This window comes from candidate division KSB1 bacterium (assembly GCA_034521575.1).
Classification (GTDB): Bacteria; Zhuqueibacterota; Zhuqueibacteria; order Residuimicrobiales; family Krinioviventaceae; genus JAXHMJ01.
In genome coordinates this window covers 1,577,710-1,601,940 of the sequence record JAXHMJ010000005.1, presented here as the reverse complement: position 1 = coordinate 1,601,940, position 24,231 = coordinate 1,577,710, and the positions used below count along the sequence as shown (strand labels likewise).

Below are 24,231 nucleotides of genomic sequence, written 5' to 3'. Positions count from 1 at the left end.
ACAGATTAAACGGCTGGATTTCTTTTTTTTTCATTCCTGTGTAAATCATTTTGAAAAAAAGTGAGGGGTTGTTAAATTCCAGTCAAAGAGTTATCAACTTTAAGACGAGTTCAATTATGCATCGTTTTGGTACATTATTGCTGGTTTTGCCGGTTGCATCGATCGTTTTTATGACCGCTTGCGCCCCAACCCTGGTACCGAGGCCGGAGTCTGAATCACCGACAGCCTATTATGATCAGGGTCTGATTTTGCTTGAGCAGGATAGTCTAAAGACCGCCGCTCAATTTTTTCATAAAGCCGTGAAGCAGGATTCTACGTTCGCGCCGGGATGGGCCGGCCTCGCCTTTGTTATCGGTACCTATGGCAAAACTGATTTGGCCTTTGACTATATGAAAAAGGCGATGCGTCACAAACCAACAGCGGACGTCTATGTGTTCAAGGGCCGTTTGCTGATGCGGGCGCGGAAAGATGATAACGGGTTAAACGATGCTGTTCAGTGTTTTGACCGGGCTTTGGACAAAAAACCCGGTCATACAGATGCCCTGTTTTACAAGGCCCTCGCTCTCAAGCAGGCGGCCAAACTGGAATCTGCTGCGGGGCTGTTGCGGCAAATGCTGCAAACGATCGAGTCCGCCAAAGCGGACAGCCTGTTGAGTGAAATCAACCGGGTTAGCCGGCAGAATCCAGTCACTCAGACCGCTACAGCAATTGCCCTGAAAGATTCTGTGACCCGGGGCGATTTTGCTGCGTTGCTTGATGCTGAAATACAATTGTATAAAAAATTGCAGCAGAACCAGCCTATCGGCTATGGAGATGGATTTCAGGGACCGGTTCCATCGGAGGGGATTCTGCAGCAGGACAGAACGATACGAGATATCAAAGACCATCAGGCTGAAAACAGCATTCGAAAACTGGTGCGCGCCAATGTCATGGACGTGTATCCCGATCAGACATTCCGGTCGGATCAGATTTTAAAACGCCGCGATGCCGCGCTTGTCTGTCAGAATGTCATGGTTCATTATTTGGGCCAGGATATTACCACTCGCTATATCAACCAGCCTTCGGTTTTCCCCGATGTAAAACGTGTGAATTATGCCTACAATGCAATTAATCTGGTAACAGAACTCGGTATTATGCAGGCCCGGGAAAACTCCGGCCGGTTTTATCCCAATCAGCCGCTTTCCGGACTCGATGCGTTGAAAGCGGTGCACAACCTGGAACAGGTGTTAGAGTCTATGATTTAAAGGAACAGTTGCCCGATTGATGGGTTAAATGGTGAAAAAACGGGAGCTTTTTGAAAATATTAAAAGTAAAACATAACAGTCCTGCTAAAGAATTGGGGATTCAAGTTGGGGATCTGCTTTTATCGATTAACGACCATCCGATTCGTGATATTCTGGATTATCATTTTTATCGTGATGACAATATGGATATGCTGATCGAACGCAACGGCGAACTCACTCTCTATGAAATCGAGGGTGATGACGAATTTGATCTGGGACTCGATTTCAAGGAAATGACATGCAAAGGTTGCGGCAATCACTGTGTTTTCTGCTTTGTGGATCAAAATCCGCCCCATGTCCGATCACCTCTGTTGTTCAAGGATGAGGATTATCGTATGTCTTTTTTGTACGGTAATTATGTTACGCTGACCAATTTTTCGAAAAAAGATATACAGCGGATCGCTGAACAGCATTTGTCGCCTTTGTATATTTCGGTTCACGCTTTAGATCCCAAAGTGCGCCAAAAAATGCTGGGTTTAAAGCGGGATGATTGCCTGATTGAGAAGTTAAATTTTCTGGCAGCGCATCAGATCGAAATGCATGCACAAATTGTACTATGTCCGGGTTTTAACGACGGCGAGGTGCTTGAGGATACCATCCATCGACTGTCAATGTACTATCCCTGGATCAAGACAGTCGCTGTTGTTCCCGTTGGATTAACCGGACATCGTGACCATCTAACACCGATTTCACCGGTTACGCCGCGTTTGGCCGGAAAAATCATAGATTGGATTGAAGCGCAGGCTCTTGGATTCCGGCAGACCCTGCAATCAAATTTTGTATATCTCGCGGATGAATTTTATATACTCGCGGCCCGACCGCTGCCCCGGGCTGAGCGCTATGAGGATTTTCATCAAATTGAAAACGGTGTGGGAATGACCCGGAAATTTCTGGATGATTTTGAGCAAGAGATTCAGGATTTGCCCAAAGCGCTGCCGGACCGGGAGCTGGTCTTTGTGACCGGAGAACTGGCAGTCGAGACTCTCGAACAGCGGATTTTACCGGAACTGAACGCAATCTCTGGTCTTTCTGTTCGGTCTCATCCGGTAAAAAACCAATTTTTCGGCGGCGGCGTCACTGTTTCGGGATTGCTGACCGGAAGAGATATTGCACATTCTTTCGGAAAATCCGAAAATGAGGTTGTGGTTTTACCTCCAAATTGCTTAAATTACAATGATGTGTTTTTGGATGACTGGACGATGAATGATTTGAGTGCTGAATTGAATCGTCCGCTTGTGCAATTCAAATATTCATTTGCTGAATTATTAAAAAGAGTACAAAATTGAAAAAACCGATTATCGCGATACTGGGCCGTCCCAATGTGGGCAAATCAACCTTGTTTAACAGGATTTTGCAGCGCCGTCTGGCTATTGTGCATGACGAACCCGGGGTTACCCGGGATTGCAATTATGCCGAAGCGGATTGGGCCGGCGTGGAATTTGATTTGTTTGACACCGGCGGCTATATACCCGGTTCTGATGATGTGTTTGATGCCGCTATCCGGGATCAAATTGATCTTGCCATAAAAGATGCAGATCTGATCCTTTTTCTAGTCGACGTGACGGTTGGCATTACTTCTCTGGATCAGGAGATCGCCAACAAACTGCGCCGTTCCGGCAGCCGGGTTGTGGTTGCCGTGAATAAAGTCGATAACCAGGAGCGCGAGATGGATGCTGCCGAGTTTCACAGTCTGGGACTGGGAGAACCGGTGCCGCTGGCTGCTCTGAACGGTCGAAATATTGGAGATTTTCTGGATATTGTTATTTCCCATCTTTCTCAAGAAGAAACAGAGCCGGACGAAAAATCCGGTGAACTGATGCTGGCGGTTTTGGGCCGCCCGAATGTGGGCAAATCATCCTATATTAACGGAATTCTCGGTGCGGAAAAGCAATTGGTTACAGAGATACCCGGAACCACGCGCGATGCGATCGATACATCAGTACGATATAACGAACGGGATATTGTGCTGGTGGATACGGCTGGATTGAGAAAAAAAGCAAGGGTACACGAAAGTATCGAGTATTTCAGCGTGGTTCGAACCATCAATGCGTTGCGACGCTGTGATGTGGCTATTGTGCTTGTGGATGCCGCAAGCGGTATGACGGATCAGGATAAAAAGATTATCAAAATGGCCATAGACGAAGGCAAGGGTGTGGTCATCGGTGTGAATAAATGGGATTTGATAGAAAAAAATACAATGACGGCAAGAGAATTTGAACTGGATATGCAGCGGGATTTGCATGATCTCAATTATCTTCCCATTCTCTTTATTTCCGCCCTGACCCGTCAACGCATTTTCAGACTGTTGGACAGTGCGCTTGCCGTTTTTAAAGAGCGTCAGCGCAAGGTTAAAACCGCTGATTTGAACCAGATGCTTCGGGATGCCGTGGAAGAACATCATCCCCCGGCTTTTGGCACAAAATGGGTGAAAATTAATTATGTGACCCAGGTCAAAAGTGCGCCGCCACGCTTTGTGTTTTTCACCAATGAGCCTAAAGGTATCAGAGCAAATTATAAAAAGTATCTGGAAAATCAAATTCGACAGCGTTTCGGCTTTTATGGTGTTCCCATTCGAATGACGTTTCGACAGAAAAGTTAAGGATTGTTTTTATGATCATACGAGTCCATATTCTTTTCTTTATTCTTTTCCTTGTTTTTCAGGCCCACGGGGAGACGCTAACCGTACAGCAGGCGCTGCAGAATGCTTACGATACCGGTGAATTAACCCGGGCTGAATATGTGGCTTATCAGCTGCAGGCTTTGCGAGGCCCAGAACGATTGCCTGAAGAATGGCGCGGGTATCCAGCGCAAGTCTCAAGAAAAGGAACGCTGTTGGCGGCGGAAGCGAAACGTCTGCTTGATCACGCACACGGGCATGAACAACAAGTTCTGCAAAAAGCGCTATCGCGTCCCGCAAACCTCGATCAATCCATACAAAGTCCGTCCGGACGGTTTCGAATTCATTATACCCTTTCCGGACCGGACTCTTCCGATCCCGATTTTATCCGGAAAATTGCAGCCACTTTTGATCAGATGTACCATTTTGAGGTGGATACCCTCGGTTTTAATCCGCCGCCGCCTGATCAGGGTGTTGACGGAAATGAATGGGATGTCTATGTACACAATATCTACGATTACGGCTGGACGACTGCGGAATATGAGGTTCTGTCAACAGATAAGCCCTATGATTATACCGGATTTATTGAAATGGATAATGATTTCTCCCACACCTTTACAACGGGAGATGAAGCCATGCGCGTTACCGTGGCGCATGAATTGTTTCATTTGATTCAGATGGGATACCGAAGTTATCAAACTACACAGCTCGATCCGGTCTGGTTGTTCGAATCCTGTTCTGTCTGGATGGAGGATATGGCCTATGACTCGGTCAATGATTATTTTCAGTATTTGAGTTATTACTTTTTACATCTCCACAATTCTCTACACATCTCGAACGGCCTGCGCGAATACGGGCTTGGTTTGTTTCATTTTATGCTCACAAAAAAATATGGCCGCTCTATCATCAGGGATATCTGGGAAGCGTTCGAGACACGTGAAGCGATCGAGGCCGTTGATCATGTACTGCAGAATTACGGCAGCAGTTTGACGCAGGAAGTTGTTGATCATGCGATTTGGAATTTTTACACAGGTGAACGGGCGGATTCTGTGCGTTTTTATTCCGAGGGCGCCCATTATCCCGAACTGGAGTCTGTGAATGATCTCATACTTGATGAAAATATGTTGATCGACGAGCAGCTTGCGCTTTATGCGGCTGCTTATTTCAAGGTCGGTCTTGCTACGCTGGGTCGTGTCACCATTTCTCCCGCATTTGAAGCCGCTGAAAACTGGATGTATATTTCGTTCCTGCCGCAGTTTAATCATTCGTTTGACTATTATGTCTCACCGGGACAAGACCCGCATATGATCACGGCTTCTGTTTTAACCGATTTCTGGATCGCTGCCGTAAATATAGAACAACCGACCACGGATCAAACATATCTAAAACGGCCGTATTCTCTGGAAATGGATATGAGTAATCAACAAAAACTTGAATCATCTATTGTATCCCTGTTTCCCAATCCCTATAAAATCGATGATCACATCCAAGGTATACAATGTTGTATCCGTTTGACCCAGGAATCGGACAATTGTATCGTTTCCATCTATTCCAGCAGCGGAAGATTGGTCCGCCGCCAAGAATTGGGATATCGTCCAGCAGGTGATTTTGTCTATGTTTGGGACGGCCAGGATGACGCGGGAAAATCGGTTTCAAGTGGAATTTATATCCTTGGTTTGAATGTTAATAGTATTAAACCTCAGAAAATTGCTATTGTGCGATAGTTATTAAGTTTAATAAAAACAATTCAAAGGCAATTAGTGGGGGGAGCTTGATAACAATTCGATGAGTTTTGACAACTACTATATAATTAATACGTTGAGATTTGAATTTTTTATGTTTTCCGGAAAACAAACAATCTCCTTTTGCGCAAAACGGCTTGATAAAAAAGTGTGATAAAACCAGTGATTACTATTCGTTATGGCATAGTAGTTGCATTTAAGCAAATGTGAATATGAAAAATGACTCTGAACCAGAACAGAAAAAACAAGATGAACGACCTGTATTATTTTTCATCTTTAAAGGTGCTGTGCAAGATAACCTATGCGAAAGAAGCCAATTCTATTCGATATACGACCGATCGTCCGCTGCCCGTGGCTGAGCGCAAAACGATTGAACAGTATATTTTAGAGAATCTTGCCCAGGATACTGATTATTATGATCGAACTCCTTCATTATTGCTTTACATGGGAGTAAATCCTGCACTGCAAAAGTATCACAAGCAGGTGCAGCTAAAAAATACGATCAAAAATGTTGTTCATCAGAAAATGGATCTTGATAAAAAAGTAAAACATCTGATTTCCGAGTCATTATCTCAATACTATTTTGATAAATTAGGCGACAAGTTGCTTGATTTGCGTCATAATTTTTCCGATCAGTCTGAGCAGGAAACAGATGCTCTGATACTGCAAATATATACACTTTTGGATGCGTATAATCAGAATACGGGACAGGATATTACATTGAAATCCATCCTGCCCGAAGAATTTAAAGACCGTTTCGAAGAGCTGTTGAACAATCAATAGGCGCAAAAATGTGGGGACCTATAGAAGGGAGATTGAAATGAATTTGAAAAAGATGACATTGTTTTTTCTGTCTGCGGTGTTCCTGTTGAACACAGGACTATGGGCTCAGGCGGGCTGGAGCCAATCCAAGTTTGGTATTGGTGTAAATGTTGGAGTGCAGCATGTTTACAGCGATTTACAGCCGGCAGGATTGGGGTTGGCTTCTGAAGCGTCGCTTCGGTATTTTATGAGTCAACGGTTGAATTTCGCACTCAGCGCCGGTTATGGTGAATTGAATGACGGATTTTTCGAACGTCATTTCTACACCACTGTCCTCAATGCTGATCTGAAAGGTCAGTTTAACCTGCTCACGTCACGTTTCCGGCCATTTGTGAGTGCAGGTGTGGGAATAACCAATTTTACGTTTAATATTGCGGATGATACGTTTTACCGAGTCTGTGTATAATGAAGAGTTTTCCAATCCCAATACCGCAAATACACAATACCAACAAGATGTTGCAAGCAATGACGGTGAAACCTATTCGGCGCCTTCGTATATCGTGGGTGGCGGATTTGATTTTCTGCTGTCTCCCAAATGGGGGATGAACGCGTATGTTGATTATCGGTTCACAGACACGGATGATCTGGACGGCGGGTACATGTCCATCTATGGCAGCAATAGCGACGGATACCTGAACGGACGTCTCGGCCTGACCTATTACATGGGCGCTGCCGAAGCTCCTGCACAGGAAGAATCCTTTTCCGGTCTGGAAGAGTTCCAACTGGAGCCCGAAAGCGGACAGCAAGGCGAGATCGTCTGGGAAGAGAGCGGCGCGCCGAGACCAGAAGCGCAAGGAACGGATTATAGTGAATTACAGTCCCGGGTTCAAAATTTGAATCAGGAATTACAAAGCAAGGAAAAGAATATCAACGAACTTGAAGCGCAAATTGCTTCCCAGGAAGAGCGTATCCGCAGTCTGGAACGCGAATTGAATGAAGTTGAGGGACAAATGGGAACAGCCCCTGTGACCGGTGGCGGCAATTACAAAATGGTTTATGAAGACGCTGTTCAACAGTTCTATAACCGCAATTATTCATCCGCCATGTCATCATTCCGGTCTCTCCTAAATCAGTATCCGGATCACAAGCTGGCCAGTAATTGTCAATACTGGATTGGAGAATGTCAGTTTGCTCAGGGAAATTATTCCCAGGCGGTTCAGTCTTTCCAGGCTGTATTGAATTACAGTTCCTCTTACAAGTTTGATGATGCTCTGATTATGCTGGGACGCTCTTATATGAAAATGGGCAATAATGACAATGCCAGAAATGTTCTGCAGAGATTGCTAAACGAATACCCGGACAGTGAATACGCCGGCAAAGCACGCAATTGGTTAAATCGTCTGTAAGCCTTTTTCAATTTCCTTTTATTATATTGGCGGGTTAGCCGGAATTCCGGCTAACCCGCTTTTTGGGTTGTATCCGTACTTTTTAGCGGCGCCCATTGAAAGCGAACCCGGCACATATCTTTGTCCTGCCCGCTGCATCTAACGCACTTTATTTCATCGTCACCGATAATATCCACTTTTTCGCCGTACTCTACTTCTCTTAAAAAATCAACATCCACTGAGGTGATGGTGTGCAGCTTGTAAAAATCCATTGGTATCGTGTCCAATGCCCATTCCACGTACGATGCATTATTGACGTGACTGTTCATATCCATATCATTCAGGCGTACATACCGCGTGTCGTATATTTTTAAAGCAGATGGAGCCGGTATTTTGGCGATGCGTTTTATTGCAACCGCCTCTTCCGGGACGATTGCCATGAATTCTTCTTTATTAATGCGCTGCAGCCGTCTGTTTTGAACATCGATGATCAGCCAGCTTGAATCAGCATTCAAGAGTTCACGGCCCTCAGAATCCGTGAGTGAAAAACGTCGGTAGGCGTTCAATCCGTCTGCGCCGATGGGCCAGGTTTTGATGGTTATACGATCGTTCCATACGGGCAGCTGTTTAATGTGTATGCGTATTTTGCTCAGTACCCAGGCGATGCCTTGATTCTGAAGCGCCTTCCAGGACCAGGGGGTTTGCACGACATGGCGATACGCGATCTCCTGGAACAACGAAAAGATTTGGGGAATCGCGAGTTTTTTATCTACATCCACATCGTACGAGGATATGGTGTGATTCAGGGTGAAATAGGGATTGAAATGGTCTACATCAAACTTCATCTTTGCTCCAGTTTCATACCTGTTTATTGTTCACAGAATAGATCGTATATTTCATGGGCAATTCTGTCTTTGGTTTTGAGCATTTCGTCTTTGCTGGAGCAGTGTATGGTTCCGGCTCCTGCTCCCGGATGCCCGCCGCCCAAATTTAAAGTACGCATAATATCGCCGACATTTTTATTGTGATTGTTATCTGTCATATTCAGACTCAGGGACATTGAGAAGGATAAATGATTGGTTTTTGTCATATGTTCATATAAATTTGATATCTGCAATACCGCCAGCGCATCAGGATAAACCAGATAAGCGAGATGTTTAAGTATATTGGGACGATGGTTATGTTGAGTGGTGTCCAGAATAATCAGGTTGCGTTCAATATCTTTTTCAAGGAAAACGGCATCTTGTTTGATCTCTTTAAGCATCCGCTCTTCTTCATTCTTGTAGATACGATAGCGTTTTTGAACACTGGGCATGTTGGCAACCTTATCAATCGGGCGATCGCGGAGCTGGCGGACCAGGTTTCGCAAAAATTCCCACTTTATATCAGCGCTCTCTTCTTTTAATTTGATTGTGCTGTCCAGTATTTTCCCCGGCGTTGTACGCCGCCAATCTTCGATGCTGTGATAATTGAATGCATCGATCATATCCGCTTCATCCACTATTCCGGCATAAAAATCCGGAAAGTCCATATCCTGATAATAGTTGAAAACAACCCGCGCACAAGACTCCTCGAGAGCAAATTCTCCTTTGATCTCGGATGGATCGATATTGCGGTATTTGAGTTCCTCCAGATTGCCCTCGTGATGATCGAACCATAAACCGCATTCCAGGGGGTAGGGCAAGTCGCAAACAATGTCATCTTTGGTGATGGAAATCCTGGCTTCAGCCACCAGCCGGGGTTGGGTGAACATGATATAATTGATGCCTGTGGCTTTTGAACACAGCGCAGCGCAAACGACTCCGTCAAAATCGGCATGCGTTATGATTCGTTTCATGATTAAAACCTTTTTTCATAGATTCGTCCATTTTCTGATGCGGGACTTTTGCATGTTCGGGTTAACCCGGAGCTATATTTAAATGGTCTATAATATTGAAAAAAAATGCAAGAATAGCAAGTCTCTGCCAAGAAAAAGGAAGATTATTTTAAATCAATTGTTGAATATGGTAAAAGAAATCACGATTTTAGGGTGCAAAAAAACAGAGGTGATTATGGAATTGATTTTGGAAGAGGTTGTCGATAAAGTATGGCTGAATCATACTCGGAAAGACTTTTTCGATATTGAAAAGAAAATTGCTGAATTGAATAAAAAACAGCCGGCTTTGGCTAATTATCTGATGACAGTCAATTCAGAGTTGTACAATTTTGAAGAAAAACAGCTGCTTTTGTATCTGGCCGTTGCCGTCTGGGACTGCATGCAGCAGGGCGAGAAAGATATCCCCAAGATAAACGCCAGTGATATCAGCAAGGCCAGTGAAAAAAACATGAAGCTCATTTCTTATCTGGAAGGAAAGCTTGATCATGATTTCCAGAATGCAGTCGAAAGTGTCTTTTCAGAATACCATCAGACCTATGTCCTGGATTTAATTCGCAAAGTTGTATTTTCTACAGATGATCAAAAAACACAAATACGGTCCAAAAACAAAGGGCTTATCCTCTTTGATTTGAAAACATTTTTGGATTGCCTGGATAACTAAAAGGTTTCGCACTTTTCTGTCGGGTTTTATTTTCATTTTCACTGCTATCCTGATATCATGATGCAAAAGGATTTTGATTTTATGCCGGATTGCTTTATATTGACAAGAAACGGGTGGCAACGGCCAGGGTGACGATGACCGGCAGATTCTTTAAACTCAACTCACGTTCTGTTCTGTGTTTTTTCAAGATATTGATCTCCGGGGTTATTTTATTTGTTCTTGTGCAAAAGATCAGCCTCTCCGGTCTTTTACGTACCATGACATCCGCAGAACCCTTGTTTGTTGGCGCTGCTTTTTTGTTACTGCCGTTGAACCTGCTGCTGCAGTTCGGCAGATGGAAACTGGTGGTCCGGCGGCTGCAGCCTGATGTCAAGAGCCGGATGATCTGGTCTTCACTGTTTATCGGGATTTCAATGGGTCTGGCAACTCCCGCCCGTCTCGGTGATTATGCACGAACCTTGTTTGTCAGGGATGTCGATAAACCCCAATTGCTTGGGCTGTTTGTGGTGGATAAGGTTATCACCTGGTTTGTCATTTATTTATTGGGTGCGCTGGGACTGTTACAATTTATCCCTGTTTTGACTCGTACCCGTATTTTGATGCTTGTCATGGGTCTGGGAGCGCTGTTTCTGGTCATTGCTGTTGTCGCGTATCGGCGCGGATTTCATGTCAATCCAGACCATGGAAAGTCTGATTTTTTAGGGCGCCTGTTAGCGGGAGTCGGCAAAATGTCCCGCACATTAATACAGAAACTCGCTGCGCTGAGCTTTATACAGGTTTTAACCTACTGCACGCAATTTTATTTATTGATATTGGCATTTGATTCCATCACATTTTTTCACGCTATGAGTGCAGCGTTTGCGGTTATGTTTATCAAAACTGTGTTTCCTCTTTCTTTTGGTGATCTGGGAACCCGTGAAGGTGCGGCGATTTATTTCTTTGGCCGTTTTGATGTCAGCAGCTGCCGCGGCGTTCAATGCATCGCTTTTATTGTTTTTGATCAATATTTTAATTCCCGGTTTGATGGGTATGTTTGTGTTTCTGCTTTCCCGGAATCTATACCAAGAGAAAGCCAATGCTTGATGTTTTTTATCTAACTGCTGCCTGCTTGTATTTGATCGGTATACTCGTCTTATGGCGGGGCTTGATAAAGCTCCAGTCGATCAAGCCGGTTAATCGCTTGCAACCCAGCATTACGATAGTTGTTCCGGCGCGTAATGAAGAAGAGCATATCGGGCCGTGCCTGGATTCTTTGACGCTGCAAAATTATCCCGCCGGGAAATATGAAATTATCGTCGTGGATGATCAATCTAAAGACCGGACTTTGGATATTATTCATTCTTTCATGCAAGACTATGACAATATAAGCGTAATAAAGCTGGGACAGACTGATTTGCTTTCTCCGAAAAAAGCCGCCATTACCGCTGCCGTCAAGCGCAGCAAGAGGATATGATTTTTACAACCGATGCAGATTGTGTGGTTTCTCCGGAATGGCTGAGCACCATGGCGTCGTATTTTGATCATGATGTAAACGCTGTTGCATCCTGGTTGCTGATTGACAAGGCTGAAACCTGCTTTCAAAAAGTAGAAGCTTTGGATTCGTTTTCATTCGTGCTTGTCGGCGCCGCAGCTATCGGACTGAATCGGCCAGTGCTGGCAAATGGAGCGAATTTCGCTTATCGCCGATCTGAATTTTTAAAAAATGAAGGTTTTGCCGGACATGATGCTTATGGATCAGGTGATGATGATCTTTTATTGCAAAAGTTTACAAAACGGGCCGCAAAATGTGTGTTTGTAAAGGACTCTCGTGCTGCCGTCTATACACCCGCCAATACCCGTAAACGGGATTTTTTCCGGCAACGGCTCAGATGGGCGTCCAAAACAAGAGTGTATCGCTTGCCACTGCAAATCATGGAAATTGTGGTATACGGATTGATCTGTATGCTGGTGGCGGGTCCATTTTTATGGATGGGGGGCCTGTTATCCTGGCTGTCCTGTCTTGCCTTGTTGTCGGTTAAATTTGCAGCAGATTACTGGTTTGTTGATTACGGTTACCGAATTATTTATAAAAAGGTCAATATTTGTTATTTTTTAGTTGCCCAAATTGTTCAGAACCTGTATATTCCTGTTGTTGGCTTATGGGGGACGTTGGGTCAATATGAATGGAAAGGCCGGCGCTATCACAAGGGAAAAAGGCGGTAGATCAATTGACCCGGTTTATTTGGAATAAACAAACTTGAAAAAACGTAATATTGGTAGCATCTCTTTTTTGATTTGATTTTCCATACTGCTTTAACTCGGTAAAATATTTCACAAATTCCGGTACGCAACGATGAAAGTAACAGGACGTTTTCTCGTATTGCTGGTTCTGCTGTCATCAGGAATTGAACGGAGTTCAGACTCAGGATGTACCATATCGGCAGCTGATTCAACTTGAAAAGGTTTGTCGGGTCATGTCACAGGAAGGAGAGCAATCCAAGCCGGCAGTCCGGATTCAGGTCCAGCAGGCGGGATACTACCGTCTTTTTCCCGAATTTGGTATGACAGCGGTGATGAACAGAAAAATGAAAGCTTTTATCTTACGGTCAGATCGCAATCCGGAGACATGCTCACGCCCCAGGATGCGAATGCAGGGCCGTATAAAGTCGTAGCCGATATCCCCGGCTTGCCTCAGGACCCGTGGGAGGGTCCGGTGGATTCTTCCGTCACTGTACTCTGGCGGGATGCCGGACGGTTTTATTTACCCGAGGGTGAACATTTCATCTATATGAATCATTATGCCCGAATTGTAACTGAATATCCTCAGTTTCTCCAGGACTCTCTGGGTCCCACTGAGAGTGTGCGACTCTTCAGACGTGATCCGGCTTCAGTATGAACCTCCTATCGATGCCGCGATTGAACTCGAAAGTTACGGCTCCACATCAATTTATCTATCAGGATTCTCCCGCCGAGTATGCCATGCCCGGTGATGCGTTTAGCGGCATTTTGATGGTTGAGAATGCGGGACAAAATACGATTTACAGCAGTACCCTTGTATTTGATTATCCTGTGTTTCTCAAGTTGAGCACGGATACGGATTTTGAATACCAGGATAGTGATTCTCTTGATACTGCCCGACGGTCCTGGGATTTACCCGAGATGGCGTCCGGAGCTTCTCTCTGGATTCAGTTCAGTGCGCAGGTCCCGGATACAATGAGAGCGGCAATTGTTCCGGTTCATTTCCTCGGCCGGATTGAAGCCGCCCATGATGTGGATATTACAAATAATCGAGCTGAACGCGATCAGAATATATACGCGATTTCTCCACAATTCGATCCTCCCACGGATTTAAAAATCGAACTGAATGCCCTGACGGATGACCGCATCATGGCGCCGGCCGCACCGGTGACACGGATTGCACCGGGCGATTCGTTTGAGTATCAAATCAATGTCTCAAATCTAGGCCCATCAGATGCGGATACCTTTGATGTTGCGTTAAATCTACCGCCTTCTATCCATATTCTGTCTTTTGATGTTCCCGATTCGGTGATCCGTTTGTCTAAAGGTGTTTGGCGATATCCCGGTCTGGTTCCGACCAGCACGCTCGAGTCTTTGATTCGGGTACAGGTTGATGATACGGTTACAGTCGAGAGCTTGAACGCAATGGCAAAAGTCGGGTATTCAGCTGATGTGGATACCAGCAACAATACAGACAGTGCGCGAGTGTTTATCACACCGCCGCCGAAAACCGCTGATCTTTCCATGCATATTGACCTTGACGTGGATACGAGTTTGATTGTGGACGATGAGATTATTCCCGCGGTTGTTTATCCGGATAGTCTGATGTACCGTTTGATGGTTCACAACGCCGGTCCGGACACTGCGTTGAATATCGTGTTGAGCCATACGCTGCCGCCGGAGATGCAGTTTTTGAGCTCGGAGAGGGGGCCGGAAACTTTGGATGAAACAGACTTTAACTGGACTATTGGCGAAATTCCGCCCAATGATTCTCTGTCCATCCTTATCACGATACAGCCCGATGAAATGAGCGTGTTTCCTGTTGTTCTGGAGATGAGTGCTCTGGCCCAGGCGGATCGGGATACCCTTCCGGATAACAATGTCATGATTCAGGATTTTGCTGTTTTAGAATCCCGTCCTGCGGAGATGAAAACAGCAGACCTTTCTACGCATATGGAGTTTGATACAGATACCAGCTTTGTTGTGGACGATCAGACTATTCCCGCGGTTGTCTATCCGGATAGTCTGAATTATCGACTAATGGTCTATAATGCCGGACCGGATACCGCGGTCGATTGCATGATTATACATAGCTTGCCGCCCGAGATGCAGTTTGTCTATGCAGATGCTGAACCGGAGATATCAAATGCCGGAACTTTAAGCTGGGAGGTTCCCGGTATAGCTCCCGGCGATTCTCATGCCATTGCAATGATCATAAAGCCCGGAGATATCGATGACTACCCGCTTCAATTGGAGATGAGTATTTTGGCAAAAGCGGATCGGGATACTCTGCTGCAAAACAATCAACTCGCCCGATCCTTTGCGATTCTGGAACCGCAAAAGCCGGACGATATGCTATCAGACCTGAACTTGGATATCCTGATGAATCCGGATACTGTCTATCGTAAAGACGGTACAGATTATCCCGCGTTTTTCTATCCTGATTCTGTTGATTATCACTTGCACATTGTCAATCATGGACCGGATACAGCCGGTCTATTCGATTTGACCCATCGATTCCGGGTGTATTTGAAGCAGTTGAACAGACCGGGTTTGTTTCGGATTCTGTCTATAATCGAACATTTGCCGAATTGCCTCCCGGCGATTCTGTCATGATTTCTATGGTCATTCGACTCACCATGCTACCGGAATTTCCCTTTCAGGGGGAACTGACTGCGCTTGTGAATTCAGATTCGGATTCGCTGCTTGCGAATAATACGGTTGAACAGATGTTTTTTGTTCTGCAGCGTCCCGGACCGCTATTGAATACGGATATTACCGTCAATCAGATTGTTCATCTGGATTCATCTGCGGTTTCGGCTGATATTCCTACCTTCTACTATGAACCCGAACAGCAGGTTCGATTTGATGTTAATGTGATCAACAAAGAACAAGTTCCGGCGGAAAATGTGACACTTGTCAATGTGATACCCGAGCATTTTGTGTTCGTGTCCGCTGATCCTGAACCTGATCAAGTATCGCTCGATTCGCTGTTCTGGATGTTTTCTGAGGTTTTGACTCAGGAGTCAATTGAATTGATCCTCAAAGCGCCGGAAGCGCATGAACCTGAACCATTGATGGGCATGAATAAAGGCCGGGTATCTGCCAGCAACGAAGATTCGGCTTCCCTCGATGATAACGTCACATCAGTGAAACTGATCCAGATTATACGGGAAATAGAGCCGTTTACCCCGGAAATCCAGGTCACCCCGCGGATTGCGGACGTCAGTGACAGTCTGGTTGTGCAGGTCCGCTTTCCGGTTGAAATATCAACCTGGGATTTGTGGATTTATCTGCCCGACGGAGAAATTGTGACGGATTTTGCCGATTGGTATATTGAAACTCAAAGTATCCTGCCGGATCAGTGGTATACCGTTGATGAGGTGTACCGGCACTCTGAGCTTCACAACAAGAGTCAGGATGAACTGGTTTTCAAATTGACTGCTACAAGTGTAACCGGCGCTCAGGGTACGGCCGGCGATCAGGTGCTGGTTCGGAGCGGCGATAAACTTTCAATTGATCGAAATGTGTATCAGCCTGATCTTGAAGAACCGATTATTATCCGCTTCAAGATTAAACTCAGCGGCCGTGTGAGACTGGATCTTTGGGATATCAGTGGAGATCATGTGACGCGCGTTCTTGATCAAATTTTATCTGCAGGCTGGCATGATCTGTCCTGGAATGGAACAACGGAAACCGGTAAACGAATCGGAAGCGGTGTCTATCTGCTTACCATCCGGACCGCTGGTGAAAATAACTATAAAAAGCTTATTATCGTGAGATAGGCTATGAATTTTAAGAGAATCACTCTTTTGCTGTTGCTGCTAACGACCCCTCTTTTCGCACAAACTCGATCCGGAGCTGCCTTTTTGAAAATTGCACCGGGTTCACGGCATCAATCCATGGCAGGAGCGTATACGTCCATGCTGGATGATCCCTATGCCTTGTATGCGAATCCTGCTGCCACGGGTTTTTTACGGGAATGGCATTACTCGGCCGGGTATACAAAATGGCTGGCTGATATTTCAAACGCATCTCTGCTAACCGGTTGGCGGGTGCCTATGCCCTGGAGCCGGCAAACGCGCATCGCTGCAGGCGTATTGTACAAAGGGATTCCGGATTTTAACAACTCTTTTACGGTATCACAAGCCGTTTCATCCGAGGATGTTCTGGTTTCGCTGGGTATCGGTCAACCTTTGACGTTTCTTTCCGATTATGTGTCGGTCGGTGCGAACTTGAAATATTACCGCAGCCGGCTGGCCAGTTACAACGCGGATGCGCTTATTTTTGATACCGGCGTCATGGTGCGTACGCCGCGTTTTCAACTCGCTCAATCCTATGATATGCTGTTCTCAGTCGGAGGCTCTGTCAATCAAACAGGACGTGACCTGATTTTTCTGAACACAGGGACACCGTTACCACGCACCGTACGCGGCGGAATCAGCTGTTATATTGGATCTCATCATGGTTTTCAATTTACATTGTTGGCCGACTATGTGGATGTCCTGGATAAAGAGGCTTATGTGACCCTGGGAAGCGAGATCATGATTGACCGGTATATCTCGCTTTATGGAGGCTATAATTTGGGTGCGGATCTGTTTGAGCGTTTTTCGTTTGGTGCTTCCGTACGCCTGGAAGATGTACGCCTTCATCTGGATTCGGTTTTTCCGGGCGCAAACAAAGCGTTTCGTCTGGATTTGTCTTCTTTGGATGAGGATAATGTTTTTGCCCGCACATATCGGGGAACGGCCGCGCTGTTCCCGGTGCGTCCGGAGTACTTTATGAAAGAACAGCCGCTTCCGGATGATACGCTGGCCGAACAGTCGGTTGTTTTAGAGTGGGAAGCAAGCCGTGACCGGGATTTGTTTGATGATCACGAGTATTGGGTGATTGTGGATCAGGACTCTAACGCTGTTAAAGGTGCACTTGATATGTTTAGGGACACCGGACAATTATTCAAGCCGGACCTGCTCGATTCCGCACTGTTTTATTCGGCGTCTAACCGGTCTTCAGAGTTCGTCCGCCTGGATAACCTCCCGGGCGGTCATTATTACTGGGCCATCATTGCTTATGACAAGGATGGACATTACCGGATTGCCGAACAAAACTCCAGACCGGTGGGACATTTTTACGTACCGCTTGCCGATCTACACGTGAAGAATTTTAATGTCCAGTATCATGATGTGGTGACCCGGGATGATTTTCACGGTACAGTTTCCTTTTCAATAGCGAACAGCGGCGATAGAACTGCGCGTGATATCCGCGTAAAACTGGTTGATCAGGTGGTGCTGCTGGATTCTGTCATGGATATACAAGCATCCGCGGAATGGCCTCAAATCAAGATCGATTTATTAAAGGCAGGAAAAGAAAAAAAGTATAAATTTGACTGGCGCACTCCAAAACTGGGACAGCATCAGGCTGTCATAACGATCGAGACCCGGGAAAATATCAAGGAATGGAATTCTGAAAATAACGTGTACAAATATAATTTGTTCACCATTCCCAAGGGTGGTTTTGAAGCGCCGGATACAGCGGTTATTCACCTGACATCGGAGGTGAGTATCAAGCTACCGATTATTACAGAAGTTAATTTTGATATCGAAAGCACAGAGGTGCCGTTTGAATATCTGAACCAAACCAATATGGATCCGCATTTAAAAATCCTGGCGAACCGGCTTGTAAAACATCCGAATCTGAGTGTACAGCTGCAGGGATATGTTGATCCCAATACAGAAAACGCAGACAGTATGATGGCCGTCAAACGCAGTCAGGCTGTCAGGGACTCTCTGATTCGGCTGGGTGTTGCGTCCGATCAGATACAATTAATGGAAGGTGTGATCCTGCCGGAGCGCAGAACACCCTATAACCGCACAATCCGCAGGTGGATTCACGAAGAAAGACGGTATGTAAAAATCACGGCTGTTGATTCTGCCCAGGCGGTTTTGTTTAAACCTGTTCTGCACACGGATATTGAGCGGCTGCAGCTGAATGTGAACTGCCTGCCGGATATCCATGCTTATGTGCCGATGGATTCGGTCCGATACAGATTCAAAGCAGGTTCACTGGTACATGGCACCCAGAATTCGCCCGCAAATCCGTTTTATCTGGGTGATACATTAAAGTGGAAACCCAAAAAAGTAAATTTGCCGCAATGGAATGGAAAAACAGCTAACGCGGTGATTCAGATCACGGATTCTCTGGGTCGTTTTTTCAGAACGCCTGTTCAGCAGATTGCCCTGATTGATCGTGCTATTTTACGGGAGAATCGTACCGCTGTACCGCTCAAGTTTTCCGGTACGGATCCTACTTATAGTTTTTATTGGGAACGGATATTTGATCAGGCGCGCCAGATGTTCAAAGAGCCGGGAATGCGTCTTAAATTTGAAGGACATGCCTGTGCCATCGATCCGTTCGGTGTTAATCCTCGGCTTTCACAAAGACGTGCGGAAACGTTCCATCAGGGATTTATCAATTACATGAAAGAACATCATCCCGCCGCACTTGAGGCGTTCCAGAAACGTCTGGAACCCCCCAGGGGATATGCGGAAAACCAACCGCTGGGTATCAAACGTCTGCGGGGTGAGTTTATTATGCTCGGGGATAATGATATGCCGATTGGTAGAAAATTGAATCGGCGGATTGAGATTGTTTTTTATCTGGATCGCAAAAGCGTCCAACAGCCTTAACACCTCATCCGGGCGGTGGTCTTGCCATATCTATCGCCCGGATATTTTATCCTTTTCAGCCTCTATCTTTTTTTTTCAAAACACTTGCATTTTTCTCCAGACTCGGTTATATTAGCGACTTTAACCGTTTGGAGGAATTGTGCAAGAACAAGCATTTTATGTGATCATTGCGGAAGAACTATCGTTAAATTCCGCTCAAGTCAGAAAAACCGTCGAGCTTTTGGATGATGACAATACGGTTCCGTTTATTGCCCGGTATCGGAAAGAAGCAACCGGATCCCTGGATGAGGATCAAATCCGGAGTGTCGAAGAACGCATCAATTATCTGCGGCACCTGAATGAACGCAAGCAAACCGTACTGAAAAGTATTGAAGAACAGGGAAAACTCACGCCTGAACTGACTGAAAAAATTAATGCCGCTACAAAATTACAGCAAGTGGAGGATTTGTACCGGCCTTACAAGCCCAAGCGCCGAACCCGCGCGACCATTGCCAAAGAAAAAGGACTGGAACCACTGGCAGAGCTGATTTTAAAGCAGGAGATCATTGAAGGCGATCCGGATGATTATGCTGCCGCTTATATTGATGCGGAGAAAGAGGTTATTTCTGTGGACGACGCCCTGGCCGGTGCGCGGGATATTGTGGCGGAAACCATATCGGATGATCCCGATATCCGCCAGGAAATCCGCGCTTTGACCCGGTCCACCGGACTGATCGCCACCGAAGCGCGAGACCCCGAAAATACGGGCGTTTATGATATTTACAAGGAATTTTCCGAATTGATCAAAACCATACCGGCTTATCGTATATTGGCGATCAACCGGGGTGAACGGGAAAATGTGCTTCGAGTTGAGATTGATGTTGATGAAAAGCAAATGGTTTCAGAAATCACAAAACGGACTGTCACCGAACCCCGTTGTATTTTTAACGAACACTTGAACCTGGCCATCGAAGATGCCTATCGCCGTCTGATTGCCCCGGCTGTGGAGCGTGAGATGCGCAAGTTGCTGACCGAGAGCGCGGATGAGCATGCCATTGATGTGTTTGCGCGTAATTTAAAAGCCCTGCTTATGACTCCGCCGATGCATGGCAAAGCCATCTGCGGCATCGATCCGGGATACCGTACGGGATGCAAAGTTGCTGTGATTGACCGGACCGGGAAATATATTGCGGGAACCACCATTTATCCGCATCCGCCGCAGAAAAAATGGCAGCAGGCCAAGGATGCGGTAAAACAACTGATTGAAGAATATGATGTTAAAGTTGTTGCCATCGGCAACGGCACAGCCAGCCGGGAAACCGAACAGATGACCGCTGAATTGATTCGGGAACTGGACCGGGATGTGTTTTACACTATTGTCAATGAAGCCGGCGCTTCGGTCTATTCCGCTTCGCCTGTGGCCAAAAAAGAGTTTCCTGACCTGGAAGCCTCCATGCGCGGTAATATTTCCATTGCCCGGCGTCTGCTGGACCCACTGTCTGAACTGGTCAAAATTGATCCCCAATCCATCGGTGTGGGATTGTATCAGCATGATGTCAATCAGTCTCAGTTGTCCGAGGCCCTGGATCATGTGGTGGAATCTGCTGTCAACCAGGTCGGTGTGGATATCAATACGGCTTCAGCCTCTTTGCTGAAATATGTGGCCGGCATCAACACCCGGGTTGCGCAGAAAATTGTTGAATATCGGGAAGAAAACGGCGAATTTAAGAGCCGAAATCAGTTAAAGCAGGTCAAGGGCGTCGGCGACAATGCCTTTGTCCAGTGCGCCGGATTTTTACGAATTCCGCATGCGGATGTGTTTTTCGATTCCACGGCCGTGCATCCCGAGTCCTATGATTCCGCACAGTCTTTGTTAAGTCAGCTTGATCTTGATGTCCCAGATGTACGCAGCAACGGCAGTCTGGTCCGTCTGAAAATTAAAGACAAAAAGCTGAATATCCAACAACTGGCACAATTGTGTCACTGCGGTCAGGAAACCTTGATGGATATTGTCGACAGTCTGGAAAAACCCAATCGGGATCCCCGCGATGAAATGCCGGCTGTGGTACTGCGCAGTGATGTCCTCAGCATCAAAGACCTTTCCGAAGGCATGGTTTTAAAAGGGACCGTCCGAAATGTTGTCGATTTTGGCGCGTTTGTCGATATTGGTGTCAAACAGGACGGTCTGGTGCATCTGAGCCGTATGGCCAAACGTTATGTCAAAAATCCGCTGGATATCGTTTCGGTGGGAGATGTGATAGAGGTCAAAGTGGTGAGTATTGACGCTGACCGCGGCCGAATCGGACTGAGTATGATACTGGATGAGTAATGAGAACGACAAGGTTCTGACGGTCATTGCTCCGGAGTATTTCCCCCGGATTTCCACATTGGCACGTGTTCTGGCGGCTGATGTGGTGGTCTGGGCGGATACGTTTTCATTCAGCAAGCAATGCGCGATGAACCGGACCCGGATCAAAACAGTGACGGGACCGGAGTGGTTGACCGTTCCGGTTCTGCATCAGGGTAAAGCCCGTTTCAAGGATATTGAAATTGACCCCGAACATCATTGGCGACACAATCACTGCAAAACTTTACTGGTGAATTATATGAATTCACCCTATTATTCTTTCTCAAACCTGAACTGGACGCGTTGATTGAAAAACAGCGGCGTCACTTGGCTTCCCTGACTTTTTCGAGTTTTCTGTTTCTTTGTAAAAAAATGCGTATTTTGTCCAAGCTTGTCAAAAGTTCTGATTGCCCGCCGGTTTCTGAACGCTCCCGGCGCGTTTGCGCCTGGCTGGAGGTTCTGGACTGCGGGACGTATCTAATTGACGCTGATGATCTGCGTCTTATTGATTCAGACTTTATCGTTCGTCATGGGTTTACGGTGTCTGAATTTTGCGGATCGCCGCCGGTCTATCCTCAGGTGTTTGATCATTTTTATCCAAATCTGTCGGGTCTGGATATGCTGTTTAATACGGGAGAACAAAGCCCTTCTCTGCTGAAAAAGTCGTTTCAAGCTGTTCCGGTTGGTCCCTGAACAGAAGAACAGGAGAATTATGAATACGGTTTTGAAAAAATTCGAGAAACTGCTGGATATCATGAACACACTTCGCAGTCCGGGCGGCTGTCCCTGGGACCGGGAGCAGACGCATGCTTCATTGAGCCGTCACTCTCTGGAAGAAGTTTACGAGGTGATCGAGGCAATCGAGAGCCAGGATGTCAAAGCGCTGCCGGGTGAATTGGGTGATCTTTTACTGCAGGTGGTGTTTCATGCGCAAATCGGCCGGGAAATCGGCAGTTTTGATATGGAAGATGTTTTGGACGCCATCAATGATAAACTCATCCGCCGGCATCCGCATGTATTCGGCGATGAAACCATTGAGACATCGGAAGAACAAACCCGTGCCTGGGAACAGTCCAAGATGAAACGCGAAGGCAAAAAATCCGCGATTGATGGCGTACCCCGGCAGCTGCCGGCTCTGCTGCGCGCTCACCGCATGCAGGGCAAAGCGCAGGCTGTGGGATTCGACTGGCCGACCATCCATCCGGTCTGGGACAAGGCGCATGAAGAGCTCGACGAGTTGAAACAGGTATGCGAAGAAAATGATGCGGACAAAATGCAGGATGAATTGGGGGATGTGCTGTTTTCCATTGTAAATTTATCCCGTTTTATCCGTATCGAACCGGAAGAAGCGCTGCGACGCGCCTGCGACAAGTTTGAGCGCCGGTTCAAAGCTGTGGAAAAAGAGTTTGCACAGCGCGGCCGCGCTATGAGCGATGCCCCGCTTGAAGAGCTGGACGCCGTGTGGGAACAGGTGAAAGAGGCGGAACGCCGGGAGAAAGACTAGTCAGTCTTGTTTTATGTTAATAGGCTTGCTTCAGGAGAGTCTTTTTGCGGAGGTGTTCTTCTGTTTGTGACAGCAGTGATTGCACCAGAGAATCAAGATATAGGCATGGCGGTTCATTCATCTCCTTCAACCCGGGTTCCGATGACGATTTTATTTAATCCGCTGCGCTTGGCAATGTCCATGATTTGAACAACGAGTCCGTGCGCGGCATCTTTGTCCGCTTTCAGGACCAAGGTTTTTTCTTCGATATTCGGAATCATGTTCTGGATAGCAGCGCTCAACTTGCCCATATCAACAGGCTTTTCACCGAGCATTAAACTGCCGTCTTTGGAGATGGTCATGACCAGATTTTCCACCCGCACGGATTCCTTGTTTTTAATCGCCGGGAGCTCCAGCTTCATGCCCGGTTGTTCGATAAAACTGGATGAGACCATGAAAAAGATGAGCAGAATAAACAGAACATCAATCAGGGGAGTTACATTGATACGTGAACGTTTTTTTTCAGAATTTTTGAATTGCATGATTATTCCGCTCCCGCTTTACCCTGTTTGAGCAGACGGCTTTTGCGCAGCAATTGGGTGGTGTATTTTTCAATGTCTAATATATACTGTTCCGCGACATTTGAAAAATAATTATACATGATTAAAGCCAGTATGCCGATCACCAGTCCGGTGGCTGTGGTGATCAGCGCTTCGGAAATGCCGCCGGCGAGCAGGCTGGCCTGTCCGGTTCCCTGTTGTGAAATCACGGTAAATACTTTGATCATTCCCAGAACCGTACCCAGCAGCCCCATTAACGGCGCAATGCCGGCAATGGTATCCAGAGACGGCAGCCCCCGTTCCAGAGTCCGAACTTCCTGTCGTCCCTGATCGTTCAACAGTTCTTTGATTTCTTTTTGCGAAAGATCCTGATTCTCCAGTCCGGTTAGAATAATATTCGCAAATGGACCTTTGTTTTTGCGGCAGATGGAGGTTGCCAGTTCAATATCTCTGATGCTGTTGAGTGACTCGACAATATTAATAATTTCAGGAATCAATACTTTTTTACGTCGCAGCCGAAAAGCCCGTTCGATGACGATGGCAAGTCCAATGATTGAACTCAACAGCAAGGGAATCATGATGATGCCGCCGCGGGAAAGAGTTTCAAATATGTTGTCCATAATGCTCCTGTTC

General features: G+C 46.3%; 23 protein-coding genes. 19 read left to right on the top strand and 4 right to left on the bottom strand.

Features of this window, described 5'->3' with window-relative positions; all coding sequences use genetic code 11:
• Nucleotides 1-116: 116 nt before the first annotated feature.
• The 7 genes from U5R06_20210 to ybgF all read left to right on the top strand — a co-directional run bounded on the left by U5R06_20210 (nucleotide 117) and on the right by ybgF (nucleotide 7,810).
• Nucleotides 117-1,244, top strand: a complete 1,128-nt coding sequence (locus U5R06_20210; protein MDZ7725071.1) for an S-layer homology domain-containing protein — start codon at nucleotides 117-119, stop codon at nucleotides 1,242-1,244.
• 50 nt (nucleotides 1,245-1,294) lie between these two features.
• Nucleotides 1,295-2,569 (top strand): DUF512 domain-containing protein, encoded by a 1,275-nt coding sequence (locus U5R06_20205; GenBank protein MDZ7725070.1) that lies wholly within the window; start codon nucleotides 1,295-1,297, stop codon nucleotides 2,567-2,569.
• Nucleotides 2,566-3,882, top strand: coding sequence for a ribosome biogenesis GTPase Der (gene der / locus U5R06_20200; protein MDZ7725069.1), 1,317 nt, complete (start codon nucleotides 2,566-2,568; stop codon nucleotides 3,880-3,882). Before U5R06_20205 ends, der begins: the two co-directional genes overlap by 4 nt.
• A gap of 11 nt (nucleotides 3,883-3,893) precedes the next feature.
• A complete protein-coding gene (locus tag U5R06_20195) occupies nucleotides 3,894-5,624 on the top strand; it encodes an MXAN_6640 family putative metalloprotease (protein MDZ7725068.1) in 1,731 nt (576 codons plus the stop codon).
• Between the two features lie 267 nt (nucleotides 5,625-5,891).
• Complete coding sequence (locus U5R06_20190) at nucleotides 5,892-6,425, top strand: hypothetical protein (protein MDZ7725067.1); 534 nt, start codon at nucleotides 5,892-5,894, stop codon at nucleotides 6,423-6,425.
• Between the two features lie 37 nt (nucleotides 6,426-6,462).
• On the top strand, nucleotides 6,463-6,870 hold the full coding sequence (locus U5R06_20185) for an outer membrane beta-barrel protein (protein ID MDZ7725066.1): 408 nt from the start codon (nucleotides 6,463-6,465) through the stop codon (nucleotides 6,868-6,870).
• Nucleotides 6,863-7,810 (top strand): tol-pal system protein YbgF, encoded by a 948-nt coding sequence (ybgF, locus tag U5R06_20180; protein ID MDZ7725065.1) that lies wholly within the window; start codon nucleotides 6,863-6,865, stop codon nucleotides 7,808-7,810. Before U5R06_20185 ends, ybgF begins: the two co-directional genes overlap by 8 nt.
• A 50-nt stretch (nucleotides 7,811-7,860) precedes the next feature.
• On the opposite strand, the gene U5R06_20175 is transcribed toward ybgF, so the two are convergent.
• Together U5R06_20175 and U5R06_20170 are read right to left on the bottom strand one after the other, a co-directional pair.
• Nucleotides 7,861-8,634 (bottom strand): thioesterase, encoded by a 774-nt coding sequence (locus tag U5R06_20175; GenBank protein MDZ7725064.1) that lies wholly within the window; start codon nucleotides 8,632-8,634, stop codon nucleotides 7,861-7,863.
• Nucleotides 8,635-8,657: 23 nt separating this feature from the next.
• The gene (locus tag U5R06_20170; GenBank protein ID MDZ7725063.1) at nucleotides 8,658-9,626 is read right to left on the bottom strand and encodes a hypothetical protein; all 969 of its coding nucleotides are present in this window, start codon (nucleotides 9,624-9,626) and stop codon (nucleotides 8,658-8,660) included.
• A 214-nt stretch (nucleotides 9,627-9,840) separates the two neighbouring features.
• On the opposite strand from U5R06_20170, the gene U5R06_20165 reads away from it, so the two are divergent.
• The 12 genes from U5R06_20165 to mazG all read left to right on the top strand — a co-directional run bounded on the left by U5R06_20165 (nucleotide 9,841) and on the right by mazG (nucleotide 23,059).
• On the top strand, nucleotides 9,841-10,326 hold the full coding sequence (locus tag U5R06_20165) for a hypothetical protein (protein MDZ7725062.1): 486 nt from the start codon (nucleotides 9,841-9,843) through the stop codon (nucleotides 10,324-10,326).
• Nucleotides 10,327-10,460: 134 nt separating this feature from the next.
• Nucleotides 10,461-11,423: a lysylphosphatidylglycerol synthase transmembrane domain-containing protein gene (locus U5R06_20160; GenBank protein MDZ7725061.1), complete on the top strand. Its 963-nt coding sequence runs from the start codon at nucleotides 10,461-10,463 to the stop codon at nucleotides 11,421-11,423.
• On the top strand, nucleotides 11,402-11,779 hold the full coding sequence (locus U5R06_20155) for a glycosyltransferase (protein MDZ7725060.1): 378 nt from the start codon (nucleotides 11,402-11,404) through the stop codon (nucleotides 11,777-11,779). Before U5R06_20160 ends, U5R06_20155 begins: the two co-directional genes overlap by 22 nt.
• Complete coding sequence (locus U5R06_20150) at nucleotides 11,776-12,528, top strand: glycosyltransferase family 2 protein (GenBank protein MDZ7725059.1); 753 nt, start codon at nucleotides 11,776-11,778, stop codon at nucleotides 12,526-12,528. Before U5R06_20155 ends, U5R06_20150 begins: the two co-directional genes overlap by 4 nt.
• A gap of 241 nt (nucleotides 12,529-12,769) precedes the next feature.
• Nucleotides 12,770-13,201 (top strand): hypothetical protein, encoded by a 432-nt coding sequence (locus U5R06_20145; GenBank protein MDZ7725058.1) that lies wholly within the window; start codon nucleotides 12,770-12,772, stop codon nucleotides 13,199-13,201.
• Entirely contained in the window at nucleotides 13,198-15,159 is a 1,962-nt protein-coding gene (locus tag U5R06_20140; protein MDZ7725057.1) for a hypothetical protein, read from the top strand. Before U5R06_20145 ends, U5R06_20140 begins: the two co-directional genes overlap by 4 nt.
• Nucleotides 15,156-16,328, top strand: coding sequence for a hypothetical protein (locus U5R06_20135; protein MDZ7725056.1), 1,173 nt, complete (start codon nucleotides 15,156-15,158; stop codon nucleotides 16,326-16,328). Before U5R06_20140 ends, U5R06_20135 begins: the two co-directional genes overlap by 4 nt.
• Before the next feature lie 3 nt (nucleotides 16,329-16,331).
• A complete protein-coding gene (locus U5R06_20130) occupies nucleotides 16,332-19,229 on the top strand; it encodes a PorV/PorQ family protein (GenBank protein MDZ7725055.1) in 2,898 nt (965 codons plus the stop codon).
• 139 nt (nucleotides 19,230-19,368) lie between these two features.
• The gene (locus tag U5R06_20125) at nucleotides 19,369-21,537 is read left to right on the top strand and encodes a Tex family protein (GenBank protein ID MDZ7725054.1); all 2,169 of its coding nucleotides are present in this window, start codon (nucleotides 19,369-19,371) and stop codon (nucleotides 21,535-21,537) included.
• The gene (locus tag U5R06_20120) at nucleotides 21,530-21,862 is read left to right on the top strand and encodes a WbqC family protein (GenBank protein MDZ7725053.1); all 333 of its coding nucleotides are present in this window, start codon (nucleotides 21,530-21,532) and stop codon (nucleotides 21,860-21,862) included. The genes U5R06_20125 and U5R06_20120 overlap by 8 nt, the downstream gene beginning before the upstream one ends.
• Nucleotides 21,859-22,248, top strand: coding sequence for a WbqC family protein (locus tag U5R06_20115; GenBank protein ID MDZ7725052.1), 390 nt, complete (start codon nucleotides 21,859-21,861; stop codon nucleotides 22,246-22,248). Before U5R06_20120 ends, U5R06_20115 begins: the two co-directional genes overlap by 4 nt.
• 19 nt (nucleotides 22,249-22,267) lie before the next feature.
• Nucleotides 22,268-23,059 (top strand): nucleoside triphosphate pyrophosphohydrolase, encoded by a 792-nt coding sequence (gene mazG / locus U5R06_20110; GenBank protein MDZ7725051.1) that lies wholly within the window; start codon nucleotides 22,268-22,270, stop codon nucleotides 23,057-23,059.
• Between the two features lie 113 nt (nucleotides 23,060-23,172).
• Here the strand turns inward: mazG and U5R06_20105 are convergent, their stop codons facing one another.
• Nucleotides 23,173-23,580, bottom strand: a complete 408-nt coding sequence (locus tag U5R06_20105) for a biopolymer transporter ExbD (protein ID MDZ7725050.1) — start codon at nucleotides 23,578-23,580, stop codon at nucleotides 23,173-23,175.
• Nucleotides 23,581-23,582: 2 nt separating this feature from the next.
• Complete coding sequence (locus U5R06_20100; protein MDZ7725049.1) at nucleotides 23,583-24,218, bottom strand: MotA/TolQ/ExbB proton channel family protein; 636 nt, start codon at nucleotides 24,216-24,218, stop codon at nucleotides 23,583-23,585.
• Nucleotides 24,219-24,231: the final 13 nt, after the last annotated feature.